Here is a 25,448-nt window from a genome sequence, read left to right as displayed (position 1 = left end):
ATGTTTTTAATGCAATGCATTCCTTTCAGGAATACGAAAAACACCAGCGGCTCAGTGGCTATCGCGCCCCCGAACGCCCCTTTGATCAAAAGCCGACGACGGGGTCGAGACAATGCTCAGCGGCATCGGGATGGCGATTTCAACCCAGTTCGTATCCGCCCTATATTGTTGCGCGAACGCCTCGTAAAGCTTTCATATAGTCGATGTCATTTGCCCGCCATTTCGACTATTTCTCTGCAGGTCGCCGCCTGCCGCGGTGTTTTCCGGAGACCTGCCATGACCCATATCCAGATCGGCCTGCTTATGCTGTTGGGCATCAGCGCGTTCGGTGTGATCACCCTCTACCTCGACTTCTGGCGTGCGTCCAAGACGCAAAGGGAGAACAAATAAGCCGTTACAGGCCGACCAGACGATAGCCCACCTGCAATTCGGTGATCAGGTGTTGCGGCTGCGCCGGGTCGGCTTCGAGTTTTTGCCGCAGATGCGCCATGTGTACCCGCAGATAATGAGCCCGATCGGCATAGTCCAGCCCCCAGACATCCAGCAGCAATTGCCGGTGCGTCAGCACCCGGCCCTGACCCCGGATCAACGCGATCAACAGGCGGAACTCGATGGGTGTCAGGTGCACGCCCTCGCTGCCACGTCGCACCTCATGGGTCGCCAGATCGACCTCGACCTCGCCGAAGCGCACCTTGCTGCTGACCGCCGCCGTGCCGCTTTGCACCTGCCGCCGCAACTGCGCACGAATACGCGCCAGCAACTCGGGCACACCGAACGGCTTGACCAGATAGTCATCGGCGCCGGCGTCCAGTGCGGCGACCTTTTCGTCTTCGCGGTCACGGGCCGACAGCACCAGGATGGGCACGCTCATCCAGCCACGCAGTTCACTGATCAGGTCCTTGCCGTCACCGTCGGGCAAGCCCAGGTCGACGATCACCAGGTCCGGCTGGCGGCTCGCCGCATCGATCAGGGCACGCTTGCTGCTGTCGGCCTCGAAGACCTGGAAGCCTTCGTCCTGCAAGGCAATGCCGATGAAACGACGGATATTGGCTTCATCCTCGACAATCAGGATACGGGTGCTGGTCATAAGGTTTCCATGGACGGCGGTTGACCCGCCGGTAAGCTGATAACAAAACAAAGGCCGTTCGGCAGCCGCGGCCGGGCGACGACCCGGCCGCCGTGGGCTTCGACGATCCGCCGGACCAGGGCCAGCCCCAGGCCGATGCCGGACACCGCCGATTCCTGCCGGCCACGGCTGAAGGCTTCGAAGAGTTGCTCGGGGGCGATACCCGACGGGCAGCCCGGTCCGCTGTCGGCGATCTCCAGGACGATCTGCTGATCGACCTGGCTCGCCGTGATCTCGATCGGCGTACCCGCCGGGGTGTATTTCGCCGCGTTGTCCAACAGGTTGACCAACACTCGCTCGATCAGCAGCGCATCGATCTCCACCAGGGGCAGGTCCGCCGGCAACAGCGCCCGCACCGGATGCCGGGCGAGGGGTTCGCGCAGTTGGCGCAAGGCGCTGCCGACCACCTCTTCCAGGGAGTGCCACTGACGGTTAAGGCGCACCCCATGTTCCTGCAGGCGCGCCATATCCAGCAGGTTTTCGATCAGCCTTTGCATGGCACAGGCCTGATCGTGAATCCCGCCCAATAACCCGCCGACCAACGCGTCACGCACATGGGGCGCTGCGGCGTCGGCGGCGCCGATAATGCTGGTCAAGGGCGTACGCAGGTCATGGGAAATGGCCGCCAGCAAGGTGTTGCGCATGCGCTCGCCTTCCATCTGCACCAGGGTGCTTTGCGCCACTTCAACGAAATGCACCCGTTCCAGCGCAATCGCCAACTGGCTCATGCAGGCTTCCAACAGGCGTTGCTCATCGGGGTCCTTCAGGCGCTCGGCATCACTCAGGTCGAGGACCAGCACACCGCGCACGCGCATCGGCGCCTTGAGGGCAAAGTAGCAACCGGGGGCGGCCGCCAGGGTATCACTGCCCTGTCCGGCCGGGCGTCCGTGTTCATAGGTCCACTGGGCGATGCTTTCATCCACCGGGAAGACACTGCCGGCCAGGGTGCCGACCCGGTCGCCGGCATCCGGCAAGGCCAGGCCGACCCGGGCCTCGAACACCCCGCTGAAGGTGCGCAGCGCCACCGCGCCGAGCTGTTCGACGGTCAGGGCCGCGGACAGGTCGCGAGCCAACAGCGCCAGCGAGGTCGCCCGGCGCTCACGGGCCGCCGCTGTACGCGCCTCATGGCGCAGGCGCGCGGTCAGTTGGCCAGTGATCAGGGCAATGCCCAGCATCAAGGCGAAGGTGAAGAAATACTGGGTGTCGTTGACGGTGAACGACAGCACCGGCTGGACAAAGAAAAAATCGAAACACAGCACCGCCAGCATCGCCGCCCAGACACCCGGCCCGCGGCCCAGGCGCAGCGCCACCAACACCACCGTCAGCAGGAACAGCATGACCACGTTGGCCGGGTCGAAGACTTGCAGCAACAACGCCGCTACCGCCGTGGCGGCGAAACAGGCCAGGGTCGCCCACAGGTAGGCCAGGCCCCTGCCCGGTGCCAGTCTCGGTTCCGCTTCCGGTCGGGACGGCGCCGTGCGCGGCAGCTCGCCATGGGCGATCACAATCTGGTCGATCTGCGGGTGGTGGCGGCTGATCCGGTCGCTGACCGTCTGGTGCCAGAACTGCCAGACCCGTCGTGGCCGATGGCCGAGCAACAGGCGGTTGGCATTGCGTTCGCGGGCGCAGGCCACCAGGGTTTCGGCGACATCGATACCCGCCAGGATCGCGGTATCGGCACCGAACTCAGCGGCCAGGGCCAGGGTCTTCACCGCCGCTGCGCGTCGCCGCAGGGCCATGCCGCCCGTCGACACCGACTCGACATGCACCACGATCCAGTCGGCTTCGAGCTTCTGCGCCAGGCGCGCGGCTTCGCGCACCAGACGTTCATCCGAGGACTCACCGGCAACCCCCACCAACAAGCGCTCACGAGCGGCCCACAAGGTGTCGATGGAACGCTCGCGACGATAGACACGCATTTGCGCATCGACCCGGTCGGCGGTACGGCGCAGGGCCAGTTCACGCAGGGCCAGCAGGTTGCCTTTGCGAAAGAAGTGCCGCGACGCCCGGTCGGCCTGCGGGCCCTGGTAGACCTTGCCGTCCTTGAGACGCTGCAACAGTTCGTCGGGGGCCAGGTCGATCAGCACCACTTCATGGGCACTGTCGAACACATGGTCGGGGACGGTTTCCCGCACACGGGTGCCGATGATGCCGCTGACCAGGTCATTGAGACTTTCCAGGTGCTGGACGTTCAGGCTGGTCCAGACCTCGATCCCGGCCCGCAGCAGCTCTTCAATATCCTGCCAGCGCTTGGGGTGGCGTGAGCCGGGGACATTGCTGTGGGCCAACTCGTCCACCAGCAACACCGCCGGACGGCGGACCAGTGCCGCATCGAGATCGAACTCCGGCAACGTGCTGTCGCCATGGGCCAGGCGATGGCGCGGCAGTTGTTCCAGGCCGGCGAGCAAGGCGGCGGTATCACCGCGCCCGTGGGTTTCAATCAGGCCGGCGACCAGATCGCATCCGAGAGCCCGCTCGCGGTGCGCGGCCTGGAGCATGGCGCAGGTTTTCCCGACCCCGGCGTTCGAGCCGAAATAAATACGCAAACGGCCGCGCTGGGCGGCCTTCTCGTCGGCTTGCAGTTGCTCCAGCAGCGCATCCGGATCGGGTCTACCGTCGCGGATGTCGCGGGAGGTGTCATTCAAACTCATGTCATTCCTTGTCAGACGCACCCATGCCGGTCACCTAGACCACGCCCAAGCCAACCAGCAGCATATCGATCAGCTTGATCCCGGCAAACGGCACCAGCACCCCGCCCAGTCCATAGATCAGCAGGTTGCGATTGAGCAGCGCCGCCGCGCCGATGGCCCGGTAGGCCACGCCCTTGAGCGCCAGCGGGATCAGGAACACGATGATCAGGGCATTGAAGATCACCGCGCTGAGGATCGCCGAGTTCGGGCTGCCCAGGTGCATCACGTTCAAGGCGCCGAGCTGCGGGTAAGTCGCCACGAACGCCGCCGGCACAATAGCAAAATACTTCGCCACATCGTTGGCCACGCTGAAAGTGGTCAGGGCGCCACGGGTCATCAGCATCTGCTTGCCGACCTCGACCACCTCGATCAGTTTGGTCGGATTGCTGTCCAGATCGACCATGTTCCCCGCTTCCTTGGCCGCCTGGGTGCCGCTGTTCATCGCCACCGCGACGTCGGCCTGGGCCAGCGCCGGGGCGTCGTTGGTGCCATCGCCGGTCATCGCCACCAGCTTGCCCTGGGCCTGGTAGTCACGGATCAGTTGCAGCTTGTCTTCCGGCCGGGCCTCGGCCAGGTAGTCATCGACCCCGGCTTCCACCGCAATCGCCGCCGCAGTCAGCGGATTGTCGCCGGTGATCATCACGGTCTTGATACCCATGCGTCGCAACTCGCCGAACCGCTCCTTGATGCCGGCCTTGACCACGTCCTTGAGCTCGATCACCCCAAGGGCCCGCGCGCCCTCGGCCACCACCAGCGGTGTGCTGCCGCGCCGTGAGACTTCATCCACCCGCGCTTGCAGGGCCGCCGGGAAACCACCGCCCAGTGCCTCGATATGCCGGCGAATCGCATCGGCCGCACCTTTGCGGATCATCCGGCCATCGGCCAGGTCGACGCCGCTCATGCGGGTCTGAGCGGTGAATGCGACGAAGCTGGCGTTCAGGCTTTCCAGATCCGGCTCATTGAGCTCGAACTTCTGTCGCGCCAACAGCACGATGCTGCGCCCTTCCGGTGTTTCGTCGGCCAGGGACGCCAGTTGCGCCGCCTCGGCCAGTTCACGCTCTTTCATCCCCGGTGCCGGCAGGAAGGCACTGGCCTGGCGATTGCCGAGCGTGATGGTGCCGGTCTTGTCCAGCAGCAACACGTCGACATCGCCGGCCGCTTCCACCGCGCGCCCGGAGGTGGCGATCACATTGGCCGCCATCATCCGGCTCATGCCCGCCACGCCGATGGCCGAGAGCAGGCCGCCGATGGTGGTGGGAATCAGGCACACCAGCAAGGCCACCAGCACCGTCGCGCTGACCACACTACCGCTGCCGCTCATGACCACGGCGAAGATCGAATACGGGCTGAGGGTGACGATCACCAGCAGGAACAAGGCCGTCAGCCCCACCAGCAGAATGGTCAGGGCCACTTCGTTGGGGGTCTTCTGGCGCTTGGCCGATTCGACCATGGAGATCATCCGGTCGAGAAAGGATTCGCCGGGATTGACGCTGATACGCACCACCAGCCAGTCCGAGAGAACCCGGGTGCCGCCGGTCACCGAAGAGAAATCACCACCGGCCTCACGGATCACCGGAGCCGATTCGCCAGTGATCGCGCTTTCATCCACCGACGCCACGCCCTCGATAACGATGCCATCGAGGGGCACCAGGTCGCCGGCCTCGATCAGCACTACCGCGTCCTTGCGCAACTCGCTGGCCGCCATCGGCAACCATTGCGCACCATGACGCGGCTTTTGCAGGACCTTGGCCAGGGTCTGGCGCTTCATCCCGCGCAGGCTCGCCGCCTGTGCCCGGCTCCGCCCCTCGGCCAGGGCTTCGGCGAAGTTGGCGAACAGCACGGTGAACCACAGCCACAGGCAGATGCTCAGGATAAAACCACTCGGTGCCTCGCCCTGGCCTCCCCAGGACTGCAACCACAACAAGGTGGTGAGCAGGCTGCCGAGGTACACCACGAACATCACCGGATTTTTCCACTGGGCCTGGGGCAGCAGTTTCCGGAAGGCATCCACGCCGGCGGCCAGCAACAGCTCGCGGTCGAACAAAGGCAAACGGGCTTTCATGTCACTCATGATCGATTCTCTTACTCAGTGACGACGACTGGGGACTGGCGGGGTGTCGCCAAGGCATCCAGCGCCAGGTTGAGTTGCAGCACATTGACTCGCGGCTCGCCGAGCAGGCCGAAGGTACGCGTCTCGGTCGACGCCCGGACCAAGGTCAGCAGGGCGTCTTCGGACAGCTGCCGCAGCGGTGCGACGCGCCGCGCCTGGATCAGCGCGTTGGCCACTGAAATATGCGGGTCCAAGCCGGACGCCGAAGCCGTCACCGCGTCGACCGGCACCGGCGCTTGCGGGTCCAGGCCGTTCGAGGCGCGATAGGCCACGGCCCGCTCCTTGACCGCGTCGAGCTGACGCTGGCTGGTCGGGCCCAGGTTGCTGGCCCCGCTGAGGCCGGCGTTGTAGGGCGTGGTCACGGTCTTGCTGGCGTCGTTCGGATCGACGCTCTGGGTCACGCTGGGGCGGGCCTGGAAATACTCCGGGCGGCTGAACGCCTGGCCGATCAGCACCGAGCCGACCACCTGGCCGTCGCGCTCCAGCAGGCTGCCCTGGGCCTGGAACGGAAACAGCAGGTTGGCCGCCAGGGTGGTGAGCGCCGGATAGGCCAGGCCAGTCAGCAACATGAACATCACCGAGGACACCAGCACCGGGCGCCCCAGGCCGCGGAACAGCCCTTGAGTCACCGCCAGCGGCGGCGTGGAAATACGCGTAGTCATGCAAATATCCTCACTTGTAGGTCTGGCTGGAGAGCAGTTGCAACTGCTCGACCACTGGCCCCAGCGCGAGCGCCGGCAGGAAGGTCAAACCGCCGACCACCAGCACCACGAACACCACCAGGAACATGAACAGCGGCGTGGCGGTGGGAATGGTCCCGGCACCGGCCGGGGTGGTCTTTTTAAAGGCCAGGGAGCCGGCCACGGCGAGCATCGGCAGCAGGGTGAAGAAACGCCCCAGCAACATCGCCAGGCCGATGGTGGTGTTGAAGAACGGGGTGTTGGCGTTCAGCCCGGCGAAGGCCGAACCGTTGTTGGCGGTGCCGGAGGTGTAGGCGTAGAGCACCTCGCTGAAACCGTGGGGCCCGACGTTGTTCAGGCTGTCCAGGGTGCCCGGCCAGAGCGAGGCCAGGGCGGTGAAGCCGAGGATGCAGATCGGATGCGCGAGCACCGAGAGCATCACCAGTTTCATCTCCCGGGCTTCGATGCGCTTGCCGAGGAACTCGGGGGTGCGACCGATCATCATGCCCACCAGGAACACCGTCAGCAGGGCGTACTGGATCAGGTTGATAAAGCCCACGCCGTCGCCGCCGAACACGCAGTTGAGCATCATCTGCGCCATGGGCACGAAGCCGCCCATGGGCATCAGCGAGTCATGCATGGCATTCACCGAGCCGGTGGTGGCGCCGGTGGTGGTGGCGATGAACAGACTGGTATCGGCGATGCCGAAACGCAGTTCCTTGCCTTCCATATTGCCGCCGCTCTGGGTCGCCGACAGCAGTTGGTCGACGCCCAGCCGGGTCAACAGCGGGTTGCCAGCCTGCTCGGCAAAATAGACCACCGCGAGAAAGCCGACGAACATCATCAGGAAGGTGCCGAAGAACACCCAGCCCTGGCGCCGACGGGCCAACAGGCTGCCGAAGGCATAGGTCAGCGCCGAGGGGATCAGCAACATGCTGAAGATATGCAGGATGTTGGTCAGTGGCGTCGGGTTCTCGAACGGGTGCGCGGCGTTCATGCTGAAAAAGCCGCCACCGTTGGTACCGATATGCTTGATCGACTCGAAGCTCGCGACCGCACCGACGATCAGTTGTTGTTGCGCACCTTCAAGGGTGGTCGCCAGGGCCTGGGAGGAGAAGGTCTGCGGCATACCCTGCCAGACATAGACCAGCGCCATGGCGAAGCACAACGGCAACATCACCCGGTAGAGGATGCGGGTGAAGTCCACCCAGTAGTTGCCGATATCCGTCGCGCTGCTGCGGCTCAAGCCGCGGATAAATCCGGCGGCGGCGACCACACCGGAGGTGGCACCAACAAACATCAGGAAGGTGATCACCGCCATCTGGCTGAAGTTGGACAGGCTGGTTTCGCCCGAATAGGCCTGCCAGTTGGTGTTGGTGATAAACGAGGCGGCGGTGTTGAACGCCAGGTCCGGGGTCTGGGCGGCCAGGCCCAGCGGATTGATCGGCAATGAACCCTGCAGGCGCAACAGCAGGTAGCCCAGCAGCATCATCGCGCCGTTGGACAACAGCAGCGCCGAGCCGTAGCGGGCCCAACCCATGGTTTCCCGTGGATCGACGCCCAGCAGGCGATAGGTCAGACGCTCCGGCAGCGCATGGCCAGGGTGAGAAAAGACCCGGCTCAACCAGCGCCCCATCAAGACGGCAAGCCCGGTCATCAGACCCAGGACCAGCGCAAATTCCAGCAGTACGGTCAACATGTGCAAGCTCCGTTCAAATCTTGTTCAAGGCGACAATGAACAAGGCTGTCGCGCCGAAAAACACCAGGGTCGCGCCCAGGAAAATCAGGTCGTACATGGTTGGTTTCCTTGTTCGATAGGGTCCTTGCGGACCGCACAAAGCGCCTGCGACGAGGCGTGCGCAGGAATCAGAAGTCTTCGGCGCGGATCAGCGCGTAACCCAGATAGACGAACAGGCCGGCCGCGCCCAGGCCGCTGAGCAGGTAGATGAGTTTGAGTGTCAACACAGGTGTCCCCTTGCCAAATCGGTCGGCTCGCTCAAGCGCACGCAAGGGCGCCGCAAGCCAGATCAAAGGGTACGGGCGCGGGTATTAAGGTCGGGCACTGATTACCGGGGGGGACGTTAAGATGGCGTATAGAAGAACGCTCCCCTTCTGCCGAAGGGGAACGTCAGCGGCACAGAATCAGGCCTTGATCGGCAACCAGATTTCCACCGTGCCGGTGCCTTTTTCCGGATTGAAATCGGCGCTGTAGCGCTCGAACTCCGGCGCTTCGGCCGCCAGGTAGCCGGATTGCGGCAACCAGTGGTTCCAGATGGCCTCGAAGGTGTGCTTGAGGGTGTCGAGGGAGCCCTGGTGTTCAAACACCGCGTATTGCTGGTCCTGCAATTCCACCCAGCGATACAGCTCAGGCAGGTCGTCGAGCTTGCTGATCTGCACCCCGGCGATGTACTCGAAGCCGCCCTCGCCATCCGGATGGCAGCAGATACCGTACGTCACCTCACCCACCTGGCTGGGGACTTTTCCGATGTGCGGCACGAAAGCATCCCACAGGTCAGGGATAGATCCCGACGTCTCGGCGGTAAAACGTGCGCCCAGGCCGGCAATCAACTGAAAGTGACCGTGCTCGAAGCGTGGCGCTGGCAAGGCCTGCGTGTAGCCAAGGTTATGTGCTGCGTCCATGAGGGCAAACTCCATAGGGGAAACAACTCCGAAAAGCAGTATAGAAGCAAATAATCCTGTCGTTGGGCGACCCGGCGCTTGTCCCCCCGGCGGAAAATATTTTCCGTCGCCCATCTGGACAGATGGCCAGTATCGCCCTTATTGTCTGCCCCGCAGGCCACCGCAGTGGCCGACGTCGCTCGGACGGTTCCGGGCGCTTACGTGTCAGAGGTTTACATGGCAGACCCAGGTTCGCCGCGCCGCTTTGCGCGCATTGATCGACTCCCCCCCTACGTATTCAATATCACTGCCGAGCTGAAGATGGCCGCCCGTCGTCGTGGCGAAGACATCATCGACTTGAGCATGGGTAACCCCGACGGCGCCACTCCGCCACATATCGTCGAAAAACTGGTCACCGTCGCCCAGCGCGAAGACACCCACGGCTACTCCACGTCCAAGGGCATCCCACGGCTGCGCCGGGCGATTTCCCACTGGTACAAGGATCGCTACCAGGTCGATATCGACCCGGAAACCGAAGCCATCGTCACCATCGGTTCGAAAGAGGGCCTGGCCCACCTGATGCTCGCCACCCTCGACCAAGGCGACACGGTGCTGGTGCCCAACCCCAGCTACCCGATCCATATCTACGGCGCGGTGATCGCCGGCGCCCAGGTCCGTTCGGTGCCGCTGGTGCCGGGCGTAGACTTCTTCGCCGAGCTGGAGCGGGCCATCCGTGGCTCCATTCCCAAGCCGAAGATGATGATTCTCGGTTTCCCCTCGAACCCCACCGCGCAGTGCGTGGAACTGGACTTCTTCGAACGGGTGATCGCCCTGGCCAAGCAGTACGACGTGCTGGTGATCCACGACCTGGCCTATGCCGACATCGTCTACGACGGCTGGAAAGCCCCGTCGATCATGCAGGTGCCCGGAGCCAAGGACATCGCGGTGGAGTTTTTCACCCTGTCCAAGAGCTACAACATGGCCGGCTGGCGCATCGGTTTCATGGTCGGCAATCCGGAGTTGGTCAGCGCCCTGGCGCGGATCAAGAGTTACCACGACTACGGCACCTTCACGCCGTTGCAGGTGGCGGCCATCGCCGCGCTGGAGGGCGATCAGCAATGCGTCAAGGATATCGCCGAGCAGTATCGCCAACGACGCAACGTGCTGGTCAAAGGCTTGCATGAACTGGGCTGGATGGTCGAGAACCCCAAGGCCTCGATGTACGTCTGGGCGAAGATTCCCGAGGAATATGCCCAGATGGGCTCGCTGGAGTTCGCCAAGAAGCTGCTGGCCGAAGCCAAGGTCTGCGTCTCGCCGGGGGTCGGCTTTGGCGAGTACGGCGACGACCATGTGCGGTTCGCCCTGATTGAAAACCTCGACCGCATCCGCCAGGCGGTACGCGGGATTCGCGGGATGTTCCGCACCGATGGCCTGCTGAAGAAAGCTACCGCGGAATAACCTGTGTAGCGAGTGCGCTTGCCACATGATTCGGGGCCGACACCTTCACAGGTGTCGGCCCCGATTCGTTTAGACCACCAGCGACAACAGCAGGATAAACACCAGCCCCACCACCGACAGGATGGTCTCCATGGCCGTCCAAGTCTTGAACGTCTCGGCCACGGTCATATTGAAGTACTGCTTGACCAGCCAGAACCCGGCATCGTTGACGTGGGACAGGATCAACGAACCCGCCCCCGTCGCCAGCACCAGCAGTTCACGGTTCACCCCTGGGATCAGGTCCACCACCGGCATCACGATGCCCGCCCCGGTAATGGTCGCCACCGTCGCCGAACCCGTGGCGATGCGGATCACCGCCGCCACCAGCCAGGCCAGCAGGATCGGTGAAATCTGCGCATTCACGGCGATATGCCCGATCACATCACCCACGCCACTGGTCACCAGCATCTGCTTGAAGCCACCGCCGGCACCAATGATCAGGATGATCGCCGCGGTCGGCGCCAGGCTGGCATCGAGCAGTTTGAGCACGCGTTTGGAATCCATGCCCTGGCGCTTGCCGAAGGTGTAGAGCGCCAACAGCAGGGCCAGCAGCAAGGCGCTGATCGGGTGACCGATCATGTCCATCCAGATGCGGAAGAAATGCCCGTCCGGCAGGGCAATGTCGGCAAAGGTCTTGAGCAACATCAGGAACACCGGCAGCAAGACGGTGACCAGGGTCACGCTGAAACTCGGCAGCGCTTTCACTTGCGGCTCACGGGCCAACTGGTCGACCAGTTCCTGGGAAGGGTTGCCCGGGATGTATTTGGCGATGAAGGTCCCGTAGATCGGACCGGCGATGATGGCGGTCGGCAGGGCGACGATCAGGCCGTAGAAAATGGTCTTGCCGATGTCCGCGTTGAACACTCCGATAGCCAGCAGTGGCCCCGGATGCGGCGGCACCAGGCCGTGCACCGCCGAAAGCCCGGCCAGCAGCGGAATACCGATCTTGATCAGCGGCACGCCGGTCCGTCGCGCAACGATGAACACCAGCGGAATCAGCAGCACGAAGCCGATCTCGAAGAACAGCGGAATGCCCACCAGGAACGCCGAGCACATCATCGCCCACTGCACCCGCTCCTTGCCGAAGGCGCGGATCAGGGTCTGGGCGATCTGATCGGCACCGCCGGAATCGGACATCATCTTGCCAAGCATGGTCCCCAGCGCAAGGATGATTCCGACAAAACCCAGCACGCCGCCGAAGCCGTCCTGGAAGGCCTTGATGATCTTGTCCGCGGGCATGCCCGAGGTCAGGCCGAGAAACGCCGAGGCGATGATCAAGCCGATAAAGGGGTGAATCCTGAAGCGGGTGATCAACACGATCAGCCCGATAATCGTGACCACTGCATCCAGCAACAGATAGGTCTCGTGGGACAGTCCGAACATAAGGTGTCTCCTGCTTGTTGTTTTTATGCGTTGCGTGATTTGACGATAGCCCAATGGGATAGCGCTATCTTTTCGAGACGAAAATCAGGCCGAACGTTCCAGCCCGTGTGCCTGCCACCAGCGATGGGCCGACTGGGCCAGACGCTCGATGCTCTGGGTCGAAGCATCGAGGGCCAGGGTCAGGGGCTCGCCGACCGGCGATTCAAGGGTGGCGAACTGGCTGTCGATCAGGGTCGAGGGCATGAAGTGCCCGGGACGATGGGCCACCCGCTCGGCGGCGACTTCACGGCTCAGTTCGAGAAATACGAAGCCCAGGCCCGGTGCCGCGCTGCGCAGGCGTTCGCGGTAGCTGTGCTTGAGCGCCGAACAGGTCAGCACCGGATGCCCGCCCGTGGCCAGGACCGCGCGCAACTCGTCGCACAGGCTGTCGAGCCAGCCGGCACGGTCATCATCGGTCAGGGGGATGCCGGCACTCATCTTGGCGATATTGGCGGCGGGGTGAAAGCTGTCGCCTTCGATCTGGGTCGCGCCGTTGAGCCGGCACAGGGCCTCGCCCACACTGGACTTGCCGCAACCGGAGACGCCCATGATGACCAGGGCAGTGATGGGTTGACTCATGTAACACCTCAGCACGCAGACAGCGCTGTCTTTGTCGAAGCTTCCATACTCGGAAAGCAAAGCACAAAACACAGACTACCGACGCTTTCTTGTCATTTTTATGGGGTGATGCGCTAAACATCCACGACAGCATCCGACGCGATCAGGCCAACCGCGCTCGAACAATTGCAGGCTCGTCGAGACAGCGCTACCTTAGTGCCTTGAATTTTGTTTGGCAAGCCGTCCGATGACCTCCACCAAAACCGATAAGAATACCCGTACCACGGGACGCCCTACCCTTAGCGAAGTCGCGCGCCTGGCCGGCGTCAGTCCGATCACCGCGTCGCGGGCCCTGCGTGGCATCAGCAGCGTGGCTACGGACCTGGTGGAAAAGGTCCGACAGGCGGCGGAAGAACTGAACTACGTGGTCAACCCGGCCGCCCGCGCCCTGGCCTCGGCCCAGAGCCATTCGGTGGTGGTGCTGGTGCCGTCGTTGTCCAACCTGCTGTTTATCGACACCCTCGAAGCCATTCACTCGGTGCTGCGCCCGCGGGGCTTCGAGGTGCTGATCGGCAACTATCACTATTCCCGCGACGAAGAAGAAAACCTGCTGCGCAACTACATGTCCTACCAGCCACGGGGCTTGTTGCTGACCGGTTTCGACCGTTCGGAAAGCGCGCGGCGGATGATCGAGGCGAGCAACGTGCCCTGCGTCTACATGATGGACCTGGACCCAGGCGCCGGGGTGAACTGCGTCGGCTTCTCGCAACAGAACGCCGGCGCCACCGTGGCCGAGCACCTGATCTCCCGTGGTCGCAAGCACCTGGCCTATATCGGCGCACAACTGGACCAGCGCACACTCCTGCGCGGCGAAGGCTTTCGCCAGGCGCTGCAGGCGGCCGGGCTGTACCACCCGGACCTGGAACTGCTGACCCCGCGCCCCTCGTCGGTGGGCCTGGGCGGCGAACTGTTTCTGCAACTGATGCAGAGCCATCCGCAGGTCGACGGGATCTTCTTCGGCAACGACGACCTGGCCCAGGGCGCCCTGCTAGAGGCCATACGCTGTGGTATCAAGGTTCCGGAGCAGGTCGCGGTGGTGGGCTTCAACGACCTGCCCGGCTCGGCCTTCATGGTCCCGCGCCTGAGCAGCATCCGCACGCCCCGGGAAGCCATCGGCCGGCGGGCGGCGGAACAGATGCTGAGCTTGATGGCCGGCAACCCGGTGGCCCAGCCGGTGCAGGATATGGGCTTTGAACTGATGGTGCGTGAGAGCAGTTGAAGGGCCTCAGGCACAGAAATCAATCCCCGGCTCGGCGGGGATTGAGCGGCATCAAGCCTGATCGGTGCGACGCTTTTCCCTGACCAGCAGCAGCGCGGCAAACACCCCGATCCAGACCACCGAAGCGCCGTAGTTCAGGCGCTGGTACAGACCGAAGCCCTCGCCCGCCGCCACCGCCTGCCCCATCAACGGCAACGCCACCACAGCCACCAGGGTGCACGCCAGGGAAAACCAGGCGAAGGCTTTCGAACCCAGCAAGCGCGCGGCGAGATACACCCACAGGGCGTTGGCGATCACCAGGGTCAGAAACATCATCAGCCACGCGCTGTTATGCACGGTCTGGCTGAAGGACGGGTGCTGCAACCCACAGCCGGCGTCGCAGGAAAAGTAACCGGTAAACAGGCTGGCGATGCCGTGCAGCGCAATCAGCACCCCACTGATCTGCGCCAGGCCGCGCCCTTCGAAACAGGCAAAGACCGTCACACCAAAGGCGAAGAACAACAGCCCCAACGGCAGGTTGTTGATCAACGGCGACAACTCGTGGGTCGGTGCGCCCAGCGCACCCAGTTCACTCATGGCCTGGTTGAGATGGCTATAGCCCGGATACAGCGCCCCGGCCAGGGCCAGCCCGACGAGTAACCAGAAGGGCGTCAACAATCCGGCCACACAGCCGAATTTACGCAATGCCTTGTGCATCTAGCGGGGACCTCAGGGGGTTGGATGAAAGCGACAGGCCACTATCCTAAAACGCCACGCGAACCCTGAGCCAGAGATTTATTGACCAGACAGACTGGCGGCCATGGTCTACCTTTAATCGTCACATAACCTTCATATTAAGGTCAGAAAACCTACACGGAAGTTGTATATGAACCTACTCAAGGTATTGCTGACCGGGGCCTGCGGTCGTATCGGCAAGACGTTTTTCCAGGCGACGCAACACCAATACGACTTTGTTCTCGCCGACCGCCACCATCCGGACTTTGCCATCGGCGAGCACCGCTTTGTCCGCCTGGACATGGCTGAGAAGGAAGAACTCGCGGCCCTGGTCGATGGTATCGACGTGGTGGTGCACCTGGCGGGTATTCCTTTTGCCGACTCCTCCTTCGAGGAACTGCTGCCGAACAATATCCTGGCCACCACCTACCTGCTGGAGGCCGCCGCAAACGCCCAGTGCAAACGCGTGGTGTTCGCCAGCAGCGCCCAGACCATCGAGGGTTACCCGGTGGACCGGCAGATCACCCCGGGCATGCCGGTGATGCCGGCCAATCTGTACGGGGTGAGCAAATGTTATGGCGAAGCGCTGTGTGCGTTCTATTCGGCACGGCACGGCTTATCGACCATTGTCCTGCGCATCGGCGCCTTCGAGTTTCCCGACGATCATGACCTGCGCAACGCCCGCGACCTGAGTGCCTGGCTCAGCCCACGCGACGCCGTGCAGTTGTTGCAGAAGGCCATCGAGGTCAAAGGCGTGCAACACCTGGTGGCCCACGGTATTTCCAACAACCGCTTCAAGCGCCTGGACCTGAGCGAGACCGTCCGGGTACTGGGTTATCAACCGGTGGACGACGCGTTCCGCGAGTTCGACCTGCCGATCCGCTGAAGCCGGAAGCACACTGCCGGGAGCGGCAACCCAGGCGGCAATGCGCCTCCGCCTGCCGCTGCCCGTTTGTCCAGCATGTACCCGTCATGCCTTGATAAGCCTGGGTTTGTACCAACAGGCATACAAATTGCTGACACGGGTCATGTTCCCTCATTCAGGGGTTTATCCCATGTTGATCAATGCCCGTTATAACCCAGTGGTTCAACCCAGCCATCGCACGGACCAGGATCCGACCACCGCTGCCGCCAACGCACTGTCCAGTGGTTTTATCCAGAATGCCCAGGCGGCCAGTGCAGCCAGCACCGTCCCCGGCACCCAGAACGCCGCGGACCAGATCGCCGACAACGTCAATGCGGCCTTCGCCAAGACCCGTGTGCAGCTGCAGTCGGCAGTGCCGACCGTCGCGCTTCCGGCGACCCTGACCGCCACCGCACCGACGACCCGCACGGCCCCGCCTGCCGCCGCGAACAACGACAGCGACGCGATGAAGGCCTTCAAGGACTACATGAGCAAGCCGGTGGCCCAACGCATCCGTGATCAGATACTCAAGGAAGAGGGACTGACCGAGGACGACCTGAAAAGCATGTCGCCGGAAAAACAGAAAGGCATCGAAGACAAGATTGCCGAGCGCATGAAGATGGAGTTCAACGCGAAGACCGCGGACAACAAGGCCAACCCTGCCGACCAGCAGGCGGCCGGAGCCTTCCTGGCCACCGCCAGCCAGTAAACCGACCGGCACGGTTCCCAGATTCAGTGGGAGCCGGCTTGCCGGCGATGGCAGCCCAAGCACCGCACGGTGTCAGGCTTGCCGCGTTATCGCTGACGTCCAGCCGGCAAGCCGGCTCCTGCAAAAACCAGTGGCCAGCAACCAACTGTTGCCAGCTTATTCGATACCGATCCCCGTAGATCAGCGCAACATTTCGAACAAGGCCTGCACCGCCGCCGAGCGAGCCCCCACGGCCGACGGCAGCAAGCCGAAGCGTCGTTCGATCGGCACCTCCAGGCGTAACACCCGCAGGCCCTTGCGCTCGGCAGGCAGGGCCAGTTCGGGAACCAGCGTCACGCCGAGGTTTTCCCGCACCAGGGTGTAGGCGCTGCTCCACTCACGGACCTCGACGCGAATATCCTGCAGCGACAGGCCGATTTCGGCGGCAATGCTCCGGGCGTTGACCGCGCAACCGCCGGTCGCCAGTACAAAGGGTTCTGCGACCAACTCGGCCAGGCTCACGCAGCCATCGGCGCCCCTGGCGGCCAGTCGATGGGCCATGGGAACCACCGCGACCCAGGTGTCGTGCCCCAGCTCCAGAGCGCCACTTTCGATGTCGGGGTTGAGCACCACGCCGACATCCACGGTGTCATTGGCGAGCATGGCCTGCACTTCATGGTCGCTGACCTCCAGCGCCACCACTTCGATACCGGGATGGCGCTGGCGGAACTGACGCAACAGCGGTGGCAGCAAGGAGCCCAGGATCATCGGAAAACTCGCCAGGCGAATACTGCCACCGACCAGTCCTTTCTCGCTGTCGACCAACTGGCGGATATTTTCCAGGGCCGCGAGCATCACCCGCGCCTGTGCCAGGACCTGTTGGCCGATGGCGGTGGGCAATGACTCGCGGGCATGGCGGGTGAACAGCTGGACGCCGAGGATCTGCTCCATCGCCGCCAGCGCCTGGCTGGCCGCCGATTGGGTCATGCCAACCTGTTCGGCGGCCCGGGTCAGGGTGCCGGTATCGAGTACCGCTACCAGTAAACGCCAATGCAGCAGATTCATCATGACAGTAGCTGACCTTATGGCTGGTTTCTCAAGAATTAATTTTACCCAGGTCAGGGCGCCATATGACACTGCCGCTCGCCAAGGCCGTCAAGGCTGAACACAGTTCCTATTCAGGGAGTCTCATTGTCATGAAGCTTTACTACGTCCCAAACACCTGCTCGTTGTCACCGCATATTGTCCTGCGTGAGCTGGGCCTGCCCTTCGAGCTGGTACGGGTCGACAACCAGAGCAAAGTCACCGAGCACGGAGAGGACTTCCTCAAGATCAATCCCAAGGGTTATGTGGCCGCCCTTCAATTGGACAATGGCCAGGTGCTCACCGAAGGCGTGGCCATCGTGCAGTTTCTCGCTGATCTCAAGCCCGAGGCCGGACTGGCGCCGGCCAATGGGAGTTGGGAGCGCTCGCGTTTGCAAGAGATGCTGAATTTTATTTCCGGCGAAGTGCATGGCGGGATGGGGCCACTGTTCAACAGTGCGATACCGGACGAAGTGAAGGCGATTTTCCGGGAGAAGCTGTACAAGCGTTTCGCCTTGCTGAGCACGACGCTGGAGCAGCGCGACTACCTGCTGGGCGAGCACTTCAGCGTGGCCGATGCCTACCTGTTCACCGTGCTGCGCTGGACGGCCTTCCTTGGCCTGGACCTGGGACCGTGGCCGGCACTGCAACGATTCATGGCCCGGATCGATCAGCGCCCGGCGGTGATCGCTGCGCTGGCGGTAGAACTGGCGGCCTGAGTCATCAGGTGATCCCCCGCGTCTCGATCAATCCCAGCAACGCCTCGACATCCCAGGCAGTTGGGCGATCATGGTCGAGCCGCGCCACCTGACTGCGCACTGCCCGGTAGATCGCCCCACTGCCCTCCCCCAGACGCAATGCGCCGCGCAGGTCCACCGCCTGCGCCGCGACAATCAGCTCGATGGCCGCCAGCGTGGTCAGGTGCCGTGTCAGCTCACGGGTTTTCTCGATCACCGCCAGTGCCTGTCCGGCGTAATCCTCCACCCGATCCGCCACCGCAATGCTCACCGCCGGCAACGGATTGGCCAGATGGCCGATCTTCGCCACCAACGCCGACGCCGTGCGCTGCAAGGCCGCCAGGCCCACATGCCCCGGTTGCTCGATCAAAAAGCGCGGCAGTTCGCTGGAGCCCGGCGACAGCAGCTTGGCCATGCGCTCCGCCGAACAGGCCGCCAGCCGACTGAAGGCCAGGCCCAGTCCCTCCCCGGCCAAGGCCAGGTGGGTACTGTCGAAATTGGCATTGGCCAACACACTCTGCGCCTCGACGATCAAGGCCGGGTTGTCCGCGCCACTCGCCAACTCCAGCGCCACGGTATCGCGCAACTGCTGCCACACCTGAAGCGCCGCGCCCTGGACCACGGTTGCACAGCGAAAACTCAAGGGGTCCTGCAAGCGCCTCGCCGCCCCTTCTTCATTCAGCTCGCCGGCGGCCAGCAACGCCAGCAAGGCCGCCGAGGCTTCGCTCTGCCCCGCCGCCGGACGCAAACGCGACGCCCAGGGTTGGAACGGACTGAGGTTGGCGCGATAGCCCTCGCAGGACAGCGCCAAGGCCGCCAGCAAAGTCTCCAGCGCACGCTCAGCTTCAGCCACCAATAGGGCGCCCAATCCGATGCTGGCGGCATTCGCCGAGACCAGCGCCAGACCGTCCTTGCCGATCAACCGGGCCGGCTCAAGCCCATTGCGCGAAAGCGCCTCGGCCGCCGACAAACGCTCGCCGCGCCAGCTCACCCACCCCTGCCCAAGCAAGGCCAGGCTCAGATGGGCCAGCGGCGCCAGATCACTTTCGCCAATGGAGCCGGTCAACGGCACCTCGGGATAGATCCCGGCCTCAAGCAAGCTCAGCAACGCATCCGCCGTGGCCGGGGAAATCCCCGAGCGGCCCTGGGCCAATCCCGCCAGGCGCGAGCACAGAATCGCCCGCACCTCCTCGGCACTCGCCAGGCGTCCGACACCCACCGCGCGCCCCAGGGGAATAAGCTGCTGCAGCTGCCCATCATCCAGCGGCAAACGCACATCCACCGCCGCGCCGAGGCCGGTGGTCACGCCATAGATCGACTCTCCGGCTTCGGCGCGAGACAGCAACAAGGCATGCCCGTCGGCGATCCGCTGGCGCGCGGCGGTACTGAAAACCAGCGGCGCGCCATCGCGTACCACCCGCAGCCAGTCCTCCAGCGCCAGACCTTGTCCGTCCAGCTCGACCGCCGTCATGCGAACCTCAATCGCTGGCCGATCCCCAGACGCGTCGCCTTCTGCAACAACGCATGCCCCAGGGCGATATCACTCAGACTCAGGCCCCGGTGCCAGAACAGAATGGTTTCCTCGGGGCTCTGCCGGGCGCTCTTCAAGCCCGCGACGATCTGCCCCAGCTCGGCGTGCAGGGTCTGCTCACTGAGCTTGCCCGCCTCCACATGAGCCCGCAGTGAACCGAACATGCCACCCTTGCACTGGCCCCAATCGTCCACCACCAGCTTGCTCATGATATCGGTCAGCGACAGCTCCACCGCGCTCATGGTGCCGTAGGGCACGACAAAGGCTCCGGGCTTGATCCACTCGGTACGCAACAGCGGTTGCGGCTGGTCCAGGCGCGAGGCCTCGACCACGATATCGGCACCGCGCACCGTGCTTTCCCAGTCATGGGTCACGGTGACCGGCTTGCCCAAGTCGCGGCGCAGTTTTTCGGCAAAGGCCTCGCGGCTTTCCTCGCGCCGCGAATGCACGCGGATCTCGTCGAAGTCGAACAGATGATCGAGCAGGCGCACATTCCAGTAGGCCGTGCCCCGCGCACCGATATGTCCGAGCACCTTGCTGCCGGGATTGGCCAGGTACTTGGCGCCGATGGCGGTGACCGCGCCGGTGCGCATATCGGTGATCGCCGAAGCATCGAGAATCGCCTTGGGCACCCCGGTGGCCGGGTCGAGCAGGTTGAGGATCGCCAGTTCCGACGGCAGCCCCTTGCGGTAGTTGTCGACGAAATCGCCGACCACCTTGACCCCGGCATAACCGATGTCGCCGCCCAGCACGCCGCGCAGCACATTGAAGTGGCCGTTGATGCCGCCACCCGGAATCAGGTGGGTACGCGGCTCGATCACCGCCTCTCCCCGCCCCTGGATGGCCAGGCTGGCTTCGATGGCGGCGAGGATTTCGTCGTTGCCCAGGTCCAGGGCGGCGATGTCCAGTCCGTTGAGAAAATCGATGTAGACAGGTTGCATGGAGTGGGTTTCCTCTGCGGGTTCAAGGGGCCTTGAAAACGATCCGGTCGACCTGGACCGCCTTGGGAATCAGGCCATTGGCGTAGAAACGGTCGGCGGTGCGTTGCTGGTCGAGCATCGTCGCCGGGTCGACCGCTTTGAGCGGTGCATGGGTGCGGTGGGCGAAGTAGCCCTCGATCACCCCGCGTTGCAGGCCGAGGACCCGGGTCATGCTGTCGATGGACGCCTGCGGCTCGTCGAACGACAGTTGCTGGGCCCCGCCGAAGGCCTTGAGCAACGGGCCGATAGCCTGCGGATACTGACGAGCAAAGGTGCCACTGGCGATATAGAAACTGCCACCGGAATTGAGCCCCTGGCCGTCGCTGAGCAAACGCGCCCGACCATCGATCAGCGCGGCCGAGTAGTAAGGGTCCCAGATCACCCAGGCATCGAGCTTGCCCTGCTCGAACGCGGCGCGGGCATCAGCCGGCGACAGGTAGACCAGGTTCACGTCACTGAGACTCAGGCCGGCCTTGACCAGGCTCTTGAGGAACAGATTGTGGGCGCTGGAGCCCTTGAGCAAGGCGACCCGCTTGCCCTTGAGATCGGCCAGTTGCCGCACCGGACTGTCCTTGGGCACGATGATCGCCTCGGTCTTGCCGTCGCTGGGCTCGACACCGATATACAGCAGGTCGATGCCGGCGACCTGGGCGAAAATCGGCGGAATATCACCGCTGTTGCCGATATCGACACTGCCGCCGTTGAGCGCCTCGATCAGTTGCGGACCGCCGGGAAACTCGATCCATTGCACCTGGGTGCCGGGCAACGCCTGCTCCAGCAGATGGTGCTCGCGGGCCAGGACCATGCTCACCGAACTCTTCTGGTAGCCGATCCGCACCGTGGCGGGATCGGCGGCCAGCAGCGGGCCGGCACTGGCCAGGCCCAAGCCCAGTAACAGGCATAACCGTTTGAACATCACAGGCTGCCACTCACACGTTGGGCCACTGCCGCGGGCACCCAGGCGTTCCAGACCTGTGGCTGCTCACGCAGGAAGGCTTCGGCGACCTGGCGTGGCGGCAGGCGTTTTTCACCCATCTCGGCCAGGGTACGGTTCAGCAGGTCGATGGGCAGGTCGACTTTGGTAAAGAACTCCACCAGATCCGGGTACTGCGCCTTGAACGGTGCGGACACACCAATCGCCAGGTGCGCCGGCATCGAGCGGGTACCACGGGGGTGCGGGTTGTTGCCATCGGCCAGGGTCTTCCAGGCTTCGGCGTCGAACGGCGGCTCCTCCAGCTTCACCAGGTTGAAGCGACCCAGCAGCGGGGTCGGCGACCAGTAGTAGAAAAGCACCGGCTTGCCGCGTTTGACCGAGGAGGCCACTTCCGCGTCCAGCGCCGCGCCGGAACCGGTGCGGAAGTTGACGAAGCTGTCGCTCAGGCCATAGGCCTTGATTTTCTGGCTGTTGACGATCTCCGAGGTCCAGCCGGTCGGGCTGTTGAGGAAGCGTCCGCGAGACGGATCTTCCGGGTCACGGAACACGTCCTTGTAGCGTGGCAGGTCGGCCACCGACTTGAGGTCCGGTGCCAATGCCTTGATGCCCCGCGCCGGGTCGCCCTTGATCACGTATTCCGGCACCCACCAGCCTTCGGTGGCGCCCTTGACGGTGTCGCCCACGCCGAACACCTTGCCTTCGCTTTCGGCCTTGACCCAGGCCGGGCTGCGTCCGGCCCACTCTTCGCCGATGACCTGGATATCGTTTTTCGCCAGGGCCGCTTCCAGGCTCACGGTGCTGCCGGGCAAGGTGTCGGTGGAGTAGCCGTAGCCTTTCTCGACGATCAGTCGCAGGATTTCGGTGATCAGGCTGCCGCTCTCCCAGGTGATGTCGCCGAAGTGGATCGGGGCGTTCTTTTCAGCGGCGGGTGCCGGCTGGGCCAACAGGCTCAGGGCCAGTAGCGAGCCGCCGAACAGGGTCTTGATGGATTTCATGTTCACCTCGTGGTGGTTCGGTTTTCATGGTCAATCGTTGTGTTTCACGGGGACTCCCCCGTTGGAATACGGACCTGTAGGAGCTGGGCTTGCCCGCGAAGCTTTTAGCGATCTTGAGGGCCTCTTCGCGGGCAAGCCCTGCTCCTACAGGGATTGCGTTCCTCCAGGGAGGGATGTGTCGCCCTGAAAATCAGAAGTCGTAGCTCAGCCGTGTGTAGTAGAAGGCCCCCTCCGGTGCCGCCGGCGACAGGAAGCTGTATTGCTGCCCCGCCGTCTGGCGCAGTTGCGGGTTGAAGGTGTCCGGCTTGCTGTCGAACAGGTTGTTGGCCCCCACCGACAGCCGCAGCTGTTTGGTGAAGGCGTAGTTCACGTCCAGGTCGGTGGTCCATTGCGCCGAGAAGGTCTGGTCGTACTGCGCCGCGGCATCGCTGGTCGCATACTTGCGGTACTGGCCATAACGGGTCTCGTTCAGCGCCACGGTCCAGGCGCCGTAGCGATGCACCGCGCCGAACACCAGCTTGTCTTCCGGGTAGCCGTGTTCGAGGAAGCCCCGGGCTTCACGGGTCAGCACATCAAAGCCGTAGGGGTTGGAGTTGATCCGCTCGATCACGGTCCTGGCCTTGGTGTAGCCCGCCGACAAGGCCAGGCTGCCGAACTGCTGCAGGTCGAGGTTGTACTTGCCGACGATGTCGATACCCCGGGTGCGGGTGTCGGCGGCGTTGGTCATGAACTGCGCCCAGGTGTACTGGCCGTAGCCGGCGGCCTGGAGGATCTGCTCGGCCTGGGGCCCCGAGATACCGCCGCTGTAGAGCAGGCGATCGCGAATGCTGATCTGGTAGGCATCGATGGTCACCGAGGCCTGGTCGGTAGGCCGCAGCACCAGGCCGAGGGAGAAGTTGGTGGACTTTTCCGGTTTCAGCGGCTGCGCGCCCAACGCCCGCGCCGCCGGGTTGTCGGCGGGCAGCATGCGGGTCAGCACCGGGTTGCCGTTGGAGTCGACGTTGGTGGTGGTGGTCCAGGAGGTGCCGATCTGGCCCAGGGTCGGGGCGCGATAGGCGTTGTTCACCGTGGCCCGCAGGCCGACCCGTGGGGTGAAGTCATAGCGCGCCGAGACCTTGCCGGTGGTGGCCGAACCGAAGTCCGAATAGTGCTCGGTGCGCCCGGCCAGGCCGAACTGGAATTTGTCGGTGAGCTGGTTTTCCAGGCCGAAATACACCCCGCCGACATTGCGGCTGTAGGTTCCGGCGTCCTCCGGCGTCAGGCCCGAAGCCTGCACCGCGCCGACCTGGACACCGTTGATGCCACCGAAGGAGTAGGAATCGGCATCACCCGCCTCCAGGCGATAACGCTCGTTGCGATAGGCAATACCGGCGGAAACCGTCAGCGGATGTTTGGACCAATCCACATCCAGGTCCTTGGCGTAGTCCAGGGTCAGGTTGGTCTGTTCGTTGATCAGCGTGGCGACATTGAAGCGGGTCGGGCTGGCCGCGCCGAAGCTCGGGTTGACCGTGTCGAACGCGGTTTCGTCATGGGTATCGCGACCGTAGGTGGCGCTCAGGTCGAAGCGCCCCAGGCTCGCATCCTCGTAGCGCGAACCGACGGTCAGCGCGCCGTCTTCATAGCGATAGCGGTACTTGGGAATGGTGCCATTGGGGTAGATCGCCGCCACGTTGTTCGGGTTGCCCGCCAGCAACGGCGGCGTGTTGTTGACCGAGGTGTCCTGGCCGAAGGTGGCAAAGCTGTAGAGACGCCATTGATCGCTCAGGCCGATCTCGGCGTTGGCCGCCAGGTTGTACTTGTCGCGTCCGGCACCGCCCCAGCGTGGGTCCTGGGTCTGGCCGTTGGCCTGGTAGCTGTCGCCGATATCATCGGGTTTGTTGTTCAGGCTGTTGAAGCTCAGGGTCAGGAAACCGTCCCCCGGCAGGCCCACGCCATACCAGCCGTCTGCGGCCTTGGAGAAACCGTCGCCCTGGGCGAATTTTCCCAGTTGGGTATTGATCTGGCCGCCGCTGTCGCGCTCCTTGAGCACAATGTTGATCACCCCGGCGATGGCGTCGGAGCCGTATTGCGCCGAGGCGCCGTCGCGCAGCACTTCGACATGGTCGATGGCGCTGATCGGGATCATGTCCAGGTCCACCGGCTGCGCGCCCACGAAGGGCACGCCGCCGGAGATGTTCACCACCGCCGAGGCATGCCGGCGCTTGCCGTTGATCAGTACCAGGGTCTGGTCCGGGGCCAACCCGCGCAAGGACGCGCCCTTGGGGTCCTGGCCACGGGTCGCGCTCTGGTTCTGCGGAAAGTTGAAGGACGGCAGCAGTTGGAACAAGGCCTGGTTGAGGCTGGTGGCACCGGTCTGCTTGAGTTCCTCGGCGTTGATCACGTCCACCGGCGCGGTGCTGGTCAGGGCCGTGGCATCGCTACGGCGGGTGCCGATGGCGACCACCCGGTCGAGGGTTGGCGCGGCGGCGTCGGTGTTGCGTGCAACGGTTTTGGCGGTGCTGGCGGCCTGGCTCGAAGCGGCGCCCTCCTTGATGATGAACGCGCCTTCGGGGCTGACCTGCAATTGCAGGCCGGTCCCGCGCAAGGCTTCGTTCACCGCCTGCTGGACCGACAGGGAACCGTCCACCTGGGCCGACGAGTAGTTGCTCAATTGCGGCGTGAAGGAAATCACCTGGCCGCTTTGCCGGCTGATATTGAGCAGCACCTCGTCCAGCGGACCGGGTGCGATGTGATAAACCTGCCGGGCTTCTTCGGCGCCCTGGGCACAGGTGAGAAACAATCCGGCCAGCGGTGCGATGGCAAAACTGCGCAGTGAACGGCGTGCTGCTGTGTTGGTGTTGTACGGACGCAAAGTGATTCCCCCCATGGAATCGAACAGCGCTGCTCCCTCGGCAGCGCTTA

At 63.8% G+C, this 25,448-nt stretch carries 21 protein-coding genes; 5 read left to right on the top strand and 16 right to left on the bottom strand.

The features are described from left to right. Positions 1-394 precede the first annotated feature (394 nt). From M5C71_RS25940 to M5C71_RS25910, 7 genes are all read right to left on the bottom strand, one after another. On the bottom strand, positions 395-1,087 hold the full coding sequence (locus M5C71_RS25940) for a response regulator (RefSeq protein ID WP_103498845.1): 693 nt from the start codon (positions 1,085-1,087) through the stop codon (positions 395-397). Further along, positions 1,084-3,777 carry a sensor histidine kinase KdpD gene (locus tag M5C71_RS25935; RefSeq protein ID WP_248769017.1) on the bottom strand — a complete coding sequence of 898 codons (2,694 nt, stop codon included), beginning with the start codon at positions 3,775-3,777 and terminating at the stop codon, positions 1,084-1,086. The genes M5C71_RS25940 and M5C71_RS25935 overlap by 4 nt, the downstream gene beginning before the upstream one ends. A 34-nt stretch (positions 3,778-3,811) precedes the next feature. Further along, the gene (gene kdpB / locus M5C71_RS25930) at positions 3,812-5,878 is read right to left on the bottom strand and encodes a potassium-transporting ATPase subunit KdpB (RefSeq protein ID WP_248769035.1); all 2,067 of its coding nucleotides are present in this window, start codon (positions 5,876-5,878) and stop codon (positions 3,812-3,814) included. Positions 5,879-5,898: 20 nt separating this feature from the next. After that, positions 5,899-6,588 carry a potassium-transporting ATPase subunit KdpC gene (kdpC, locus tag M5C71_RS25925; RefSeq protein WP_103498848.1) on the bottom strand — a complete coding sequence of 230 codons (690 nt, stop codon included), beginning with the start codon at positions 6,586-6,588 and terminating at the stop codon, positions 5,899-5,901. 10 nt (positions 6,589-6,598) lie between these two features. Next, positions 6,599-8,305 carry a potassium-transporting ATPase subunit KdpA gene (gene kdpA / locus M5C71_RS25920; RefSeq protein ID WP_248769016.1) on the bottom strand — a complete coding sequence of 569 codons (1,707 nt, stop codon included), beginning with the start codon at positions 8,303-8,305 and terminating at the stop codon, positions 6,599-6,601. Positions 8,306-8,472: 167 nt separating this feature from the next. Continuing rightward, on the bottom strand, positions 8,473-8,571 hold the full coding sequence (locus M5C71_RS25915) for a potassium-transporting ATPase subunit F (protein WP_103498850.1): 99 nt from the start codon (positions 8,569-8,571) through the stop codon (positions 8,473-8,475). 177 nt (positions 8,572-8,748) lie between these two features. Further along, entirely contained in the window at positions 8,749-9,246 is a 498-nt protein-coding gene (locus M5C71_RS25910; RefSeq protein ID WP_103498851.1) for a GyrI-like domain-containing protein, read from the bottom strand. Positions 9,247-9,462: 216 nt separating this feature from the next. On the opposite strand from M5C71_RS25910, the gene alaC reads away from it, so the two are divergent. Then, complete coding sequence (gene alaC / locus M5C71_RS25905; RefSeq protein ID WP_103498852.1) at positions 9,463-10,683, top strand: alanine transaminase; 1,221 nt, start codon at positions 9,463-9,465, stop codon at positions 10,681-10,683. Between the two features lie 69 nt (positions 10,684-10,752). Here alaC and M5C71_RS25900 read toward each other — a convergent pair whose 3' ends face one another. Continuing rightward, on the bottom strand, positions 10,753-12,105 hold the full coding sequence (locus tag M5C71_RS25900) for a GntP family permease (RefSeq protein ID WP_152741274.1): 1,353 nt from the start codon (positions 12,103-12,105) through the stop codon (positions 10,753-10,755). Between the two features lie 84 nt (positions 12,106-12,189). Then, on the bottom strand, positions 12,190-12,723 hold the full coding sequence (locus tag M5C71_RS25895; RefSeq protein WP_103498854.1) for a gluconokinase: 534 nt from the start codon (positions 12,721-12,723) through the stop codon (positions 12,190-12,192). A 226-nt stretch (positions 12,724-12,949) separates the two neighbouring features. Between M5C71_RS25895 and M5C71_RS25890 the strand changes: the two genes are divergently transcribed. Further along, positions 12,950-13,981: a LacI family DNA-binding transcriptional regulator gene (locus M5C71_RS25890; RefSeq protein ID WP_103498855.1), complete on the top strand. Its 1,032-nt coding sequence runs from the start codon at positions 12,950-12,952 to the stop codon at positions 13,979-13,981. 51 nt (positions 13,982-14,032) lie between these two features. On the opposite strand, the gene M5C71_RS25885 is transcribed toward M5C71_RS25890, so the two are convergent. Next, the gene (locus M5C71_RS25885; RefSeq protein ID WP_248769015.1) at positions 14,033-14,677 is read right to left on the bottom strand and encodes a DUF998 domain-containing protein; all 645 of its coding nucleotides are present in this window, start codon (positions 14,675-14,677) and stop codon (positions 14,033-14,035) included. Positions 14,678-14,846: 169 nt separating this feature from the next. Between M5C71_RS25885 and M5C71_RS25880 the strand changes: the two genes are divergently transcribed. Together M5C71_RS25880 and M5C71_RS25875 are read left to right on the top strand one after the other, a co-directional pair. Further along, positions 14,847-15,581: an NAD(P)-dependent oxidoreductase gene (locus tag M5C71_RS25880; protein WP_103498857.1), complete on the top strand. Its 735-nt coding sequence runs from the start codon at positions 14,847-14,849 to the stop codon at positions 15,579-15,581. 169 nt (positions 15,582-15,750) lie between these two features. Then, positions 15,751-16,308: a hypothetical protein gene (locus tag M5C71_RS25875; protein ID WP_248769014.1), complete on the top strand. Its 558-nt coding sequence runs from the start codon at positions 15,751-15,753 to the stop codon at positions 16,306-16,308. 180 nt (positions 16,309-16,488) lie between these two features. Here M5C71_RS25875 and M5C71_RS25870 read toward each other — a convergent pair whose 3' ends face one another. Next, on the bottom strand, positions 16,489-17,355 hold the full coding sequence (locus M5C71_RS25870) for a LysR substrate-binding domain-containing protein (protein ID WP_103498859.1): 867 nt from the start codon (positions 17,353-17,355) through the stop codon (positions 16,489-16,491). Between the two features lie 128 nt (positions 17,356-17,483). Between M5C71_RS25870 and gstA the strand changes: the two genes are divergently transcribed. Beyond that, positions 17,484-18,089, top strand: a complete 606-nt coding sequence (gene gstA / locus M5C71_RS25865; RefSeq protein WP_248769013.1) for a glutathione transferase GstA — start codon at positions 17,484-17,486, stop codon at positions 18,087-18,089. Positions 18,090-18,093: 4 nt separating this feature from the next. On the opposite strand, the gene M5C71_RS25860 is transcribed toward gstA, so the two are convergent. The 5 genes from M5C71_RS25860 to M5C71_RS25840 all read right to left on the bottom strand — a co-directional run bounded on the left by M5C71_RS25860 (position 18,094) and on the right by M5C71_RS25840 (position 25,413). Then, positions 18,094-19,578 (bottom strand): aromatic amino acid lyase, encoded by a 1,485-nt coding sequence (locus M5C71_RS25860; protein ID WP_248769012.1) that lies wholly within the window; start codon positions 19,576-19,578, stop codon positions 18,094-18,096. Next, entirely contained in the window at positions 19,575-20,579 is a 1,005-nt protein-coding gene (locus tag M5C71_RS25855; protein WP_177102678.1) for an ornithine cyclodeaminase family protein, read from the bottom strand. The genes M5C71_RS25860 and M5C71_RS25855 overlap by 4 nt, the downstream gene beginning before the upstream one ends. A gap of 22 nt (positions 20,580-20,601) precedes the next feature. Continuing rightward, positions 20,602-21,534: an aliphatic sulfonate ABC transporter substrate-binding protein gene (locus M5C71_RS25850; protein ID WP_103498862.1), complete on the bottom strand. Its 933-nt coding sequence runs from the start codon at positions 21,532-21,534 to the stop codon at positions 20,602-20,604. Continuing rightward, a complete protein-coding gene (locus tag M5C71_RS25845; RefSeq protein ID WP_248769011.1) occupies positions 21,534-22,547 on the bottom strand; it encodes an ABC transporter substrate-binding protein in 1,014 nt (337 codons plus the stop codon). The genes M5C71_RS25850 and M5C71_RS25845 overlap by 1 nt, the downstream gene beginning before the upstream one ends. Positions 22,548-22,737: 190 nt before the next feature. Continuing rightward, positions 22,738-25,413, bottom strand: coding sequence for a TonB-dependent receptor (locus tag M5C71_RS25840; RefSeq protein WP_248769010.1), 2,676 nt, complete (start codon positions 25,411-25,413; stop codon positions 22,738-22,740). Positions 25,414-25,448: the final 35 nt, after the last annotated feature.

It is taken from the genome of Pseudomonas sp. MWU12-2345 (genome assembly GCF_023242385.1).
GTDB classification, from domain to species: domain Bacteria; phylum Pseudomonadota; class Gammaproteobacteria; order Pseudomonadales; family Pseudomonadaceae; genus Aquipseudomonas; species Aquipseudomonas gingeri_D.
This window is presented reverse-complemented; position numbering and strand designations above follow the sequence as displayed.